This is a genomic window from Stenotrophomonas panacihumi (genome assembly GCF_001431645.1).
Classification (GTDB): domain Bacteria; phylum Pseudomonadota; class Gammaproteobacteria; order Xanthomonadales; family Xanthomonadaceae; genus Stenotrophomonas_A; species Stenotrophomonas_A panacihumi.
On sequence record NZ_LLXU01000034.1, the window covers coordinates 1 to 3,178 of the forward strand.

General features: G+C 70.6%; 2 protein-coding genes. One reads left to right on the plus strand and one right to left on the minus strand.

The genetic code is table 11. The features are described 5' to 3' along the window. Nucleotides 1–230: 230 nt before the first annotated feature. Nucleotides 231–1,598, minus strand: a complete 1,368-nt coding sequence (gene purB / locus ARC20_RS01480) for an adenylosuccinate lyase (RefSeq protein WP_057643246.1) — start codon at nt 1,596–1,598, stop codon at nt 231–233. 188 nt (nt 1,599–1,786) lie between these two features. Between purB and ARC20_RS01485 the strand changes: the two genes are divergently transcribed. Beyond that, on the plus strand, nt 1,787–3,178 hold a 1,392-nt coding region (locus ARC20_RS01485; RefSeq protein WP_057643250.1), incomplete at its 3' end, for a class II fumarate hydratase.

Sequence of the window (3,178 nt, forward strand, 5' to 3'; positions counted from 1 at the left end):
GGCCGCGCCCCGTCCCCCCCAACCCCCAAGAGCAGCACACGGCGCACCCGCGCGGCCGGGCCACCCCCGCCGAACACAGGCGCGCGTCGGGCCTATCCCCTGCCCCGGCCGCCCGCCGACAAGCAGCGCCTGCGGGAGCCCCCCCCGGCCGCCACCACCGGCCTGCCCGACCGCCTAGCCCGCGCGATCTGCCCCCCCCCGCCCCGCCGGGGCCGGCGGGGCGGGGTGGGTCAGATCGCGCGGGCTAGGCGTTCGGCCAGGCCGGTGTAGCCGCCCGGGGTGAGCTCGCGCAGGCGCTGCTTGTCGGCGGCCGGCAGGTCCAGCGACTCGACGAACGCGCGCATCGATTCGGCGGTGATGCCCTGGCCGCGGGTCAGCGCCTTGAGCTGCTCGTAGGGGTTGGGCAGGCCGTGGCGGCGCATCACCGTCTGCACGGCTTCGGCCAGCACTTCCCAGGCTGCGTCGAGGTCGGCGTCCAGGCGCTGCGGGTTGACCTCCAGCTTGCCCAGGCCCTTGGCCAGCGAATCCAGCGCCACCTGGGTGTGGCCGAAGGCGGTGCCCAGGGCGCGCAGCACGGTGGAGTCGGTGAGGTCGCGCTGCCAGCGGCTGATCGGCAGCTTGGCCGAGAAGTGCTCGAACAGGGCGTTGGCCAGGCCGAAGTTGCCTTCGGCGTTCTCGAAGTCGATCGGGTTGACCTTGTGCGGCATGGTCGAGGAGCCGACTTCGCCTTCCTTGAGCTTCTGCTTGAAGTAGCCCAGCGAGATGTAGCCCCAGATGTCGCGGGCCAGGTCGATGAGGATGGTATTGGCGCGGCGGCTGGCATCGCCGATCTCGGCGACGTTGTCGTGCGGCTCGATCTGGGTGGTGTACGGGTTGAACACCAGGCCGAGGCCTTCGACGAAGGCCTGCGCGAAGGCCGGCCAGTCCACGTCGGGGTAGGAGACGACGTGCGCGTTGTAGTTGCCCACCGCGCCGTTGATCTTGCCGGTGAGCTCGACCGCGGCGATCTGCGCGCGCTGGCGCTGCAGGCGCGCCACCACGTTGGCCAGTTCCTTGCCCAGCGTGGTGGGCGAGGCGGTCTGGCCGTGGGTGCGCGAGAGCATCGGCTGGGCGGCCTGCGCGTGGGCGAGCTTGCGCAGCGTGGCGATCACGCCATCCAGCGACGGCAGCAGCACCTCGCTGCGCGCCTGCGCGAGCATCAGGCCGTAGGACAGGTTGTTGATGTCCTCGCTGGTGCAGGCGAAATGCACGAACTCCAGCGCCGGGCCGAGCTCGGCGTCGCCCTTCAGGCGTTCCTTGATGAAGTACTCCACGGCCTTGACGTCGTGGTTGGTGGTGCGCTCGATCTCCTTCACTCGCGCCGCGTCGGTGACGGAGAAACCCTCGGCCAGCGCGCGCAGGGTCTGCGCGGCGGCGGGGGAGAACGGCGCCAGCTCCACGATGCCCGGCTCGGCGGCCAGGGCCAGCAGCCATTCGATCTCCACCTTCACGCGGGCGCGGATCAGCCCGTACTCGGAGAAGATCGGGCGCAGTGCATCGACCTTGCCGGCGTAGCGGCCATCGAGCGGGGACAGGGCGAGCAGGGCGGATTCCGTCATGGGGGCGGGCTGGACTGGCGACAGGGGCGCACATTCTACGCCGCCCGCGCCGGGGCGATGGCACGCAGCGTCCGCCCGGTCCGGCTGGGCGGGGGCGGGGCCGGCGCGTATCGTGTGCGGGTCAGCCAGCGGCGCAAGCCCGCGTAGCCAGCGCCCTTCCCCTCGAATCAGCAGTGCGGAGATTGCGTATGAGCGACAAGTACCGAACCGAACACGACAGCATGGGCGAACTGCAGGTGCCCGCCGACGCCCTGTGGGGCGCGCAGACCCAGCGAGCCGTGCAGAACTTCCCCGTGTCCGGCCAGCGCATGCCGCGCGGCTTCATCCGCGCGCTGGGCCTGGTCAAGGGCGCCGCCGCCCAGGCCAATGCCGAGCTCGGCCTGCTGCCCAAGGGCGTGGCCAAGGCGGTGCAGCAAGCCGCGGCCGAAGTGGCCGAGGGCGAGCACGACGCCCATTTCCCGATCGACGTGTACCAGACCGGCTCGGGCACCTCGTCGAACATGAACGCCAACGAGGTCATCGCGACCCTGGCCACGCGCCTGCTCAAGGGCGGCAAGGCCAAGGTGCACCCGAACGACCACGTCAACCTGGGGCAGAGCTCCAACGACGTCATTCCCACCGCGATCCGCGTGAGCGCGCAGCTGGCCACGGTCGAACAGCTGCTGCCGGCGCTCAAGCACCTGCGCAAGACGATCGACAAGCGCGCCAAGGGGCTGGGCAAGGTGGTCAAGACCGGCCGCACGCACCTGATGGATGCGATGCCGCTGACCTTCGCGCAGGAATTCGGCGCGTGGTCGGCGCAGATCGCCTCGAGCGAAGCGCGCATCGAGGACGCCCTCAAGCGCCTGCGCCGGCTGCCGCTGGGCGGCACGGCGATCGGCACGGGCATCAATGCCGACGCGCGTTTCGGCGGCAAGGTGGCCAAGCTGCTGTCGGGCAGCACGGGCACGCGTTTTGAAAGCGCGGAGAACAAGTTCGAAGGGCTGGCCGCGCAGGATGACGCGGTGGAGCTGTCGGGCCAGCTCAATGCCACGGCGGTGGCGCTGATCAAGATCGCCAACGACCTGCGCTGGATGAACGCCGGTCCGCTGGCGGGGCTGGGCGAGATCGTGCTGCCGGCGTTGCAGCCGGGCTCATCGATCATGCCGGGCAAGGTCAACCCGGTGATCCCGGAGGCGACGGTGATGGCGTGCGCGCAGGTGATCGGCCACCACACCGCGATCACCGTGGCGGGGCAGACGGGCAATTTCCAGCTCAACGTGACGTTGCCGCTGATTGCGTTGAACCTGCTGGATTCGATCGGGCTGCTGGCGAACGTGTCGCGGCTGCTGGCCGACTCGGCGATCGCCGGGCTGAAGGTGCGGCAGGACCGCGTGCGCGAGGCGCTGGACCGCAATCCGATCCTGGTGACGGCGCTCAACCCGATCATCGGGTACGAGAAGGCGGCGGCGATTGCCAAGCGCGCGTACAAGGAGAACCGGCCGGTGCTCGACGTGGCGCGCGAGGACAGCGGGCTGCCGGAGGCGGAGCTGAAGCGGTTGCTGGATCCGGGGGCGCTGACGCGGGGTGGGATTCAGGCG

Bases quoted from the DNA above. Each gene is read 5' to 3' on its own strand.
- purB (WP_057643246.1), bottom strand. From the start codon at position 1,598: ATGACGGAATCCGCCCTGCTCGCCCTGTCCCCGCTCGATGGCCGCTAC.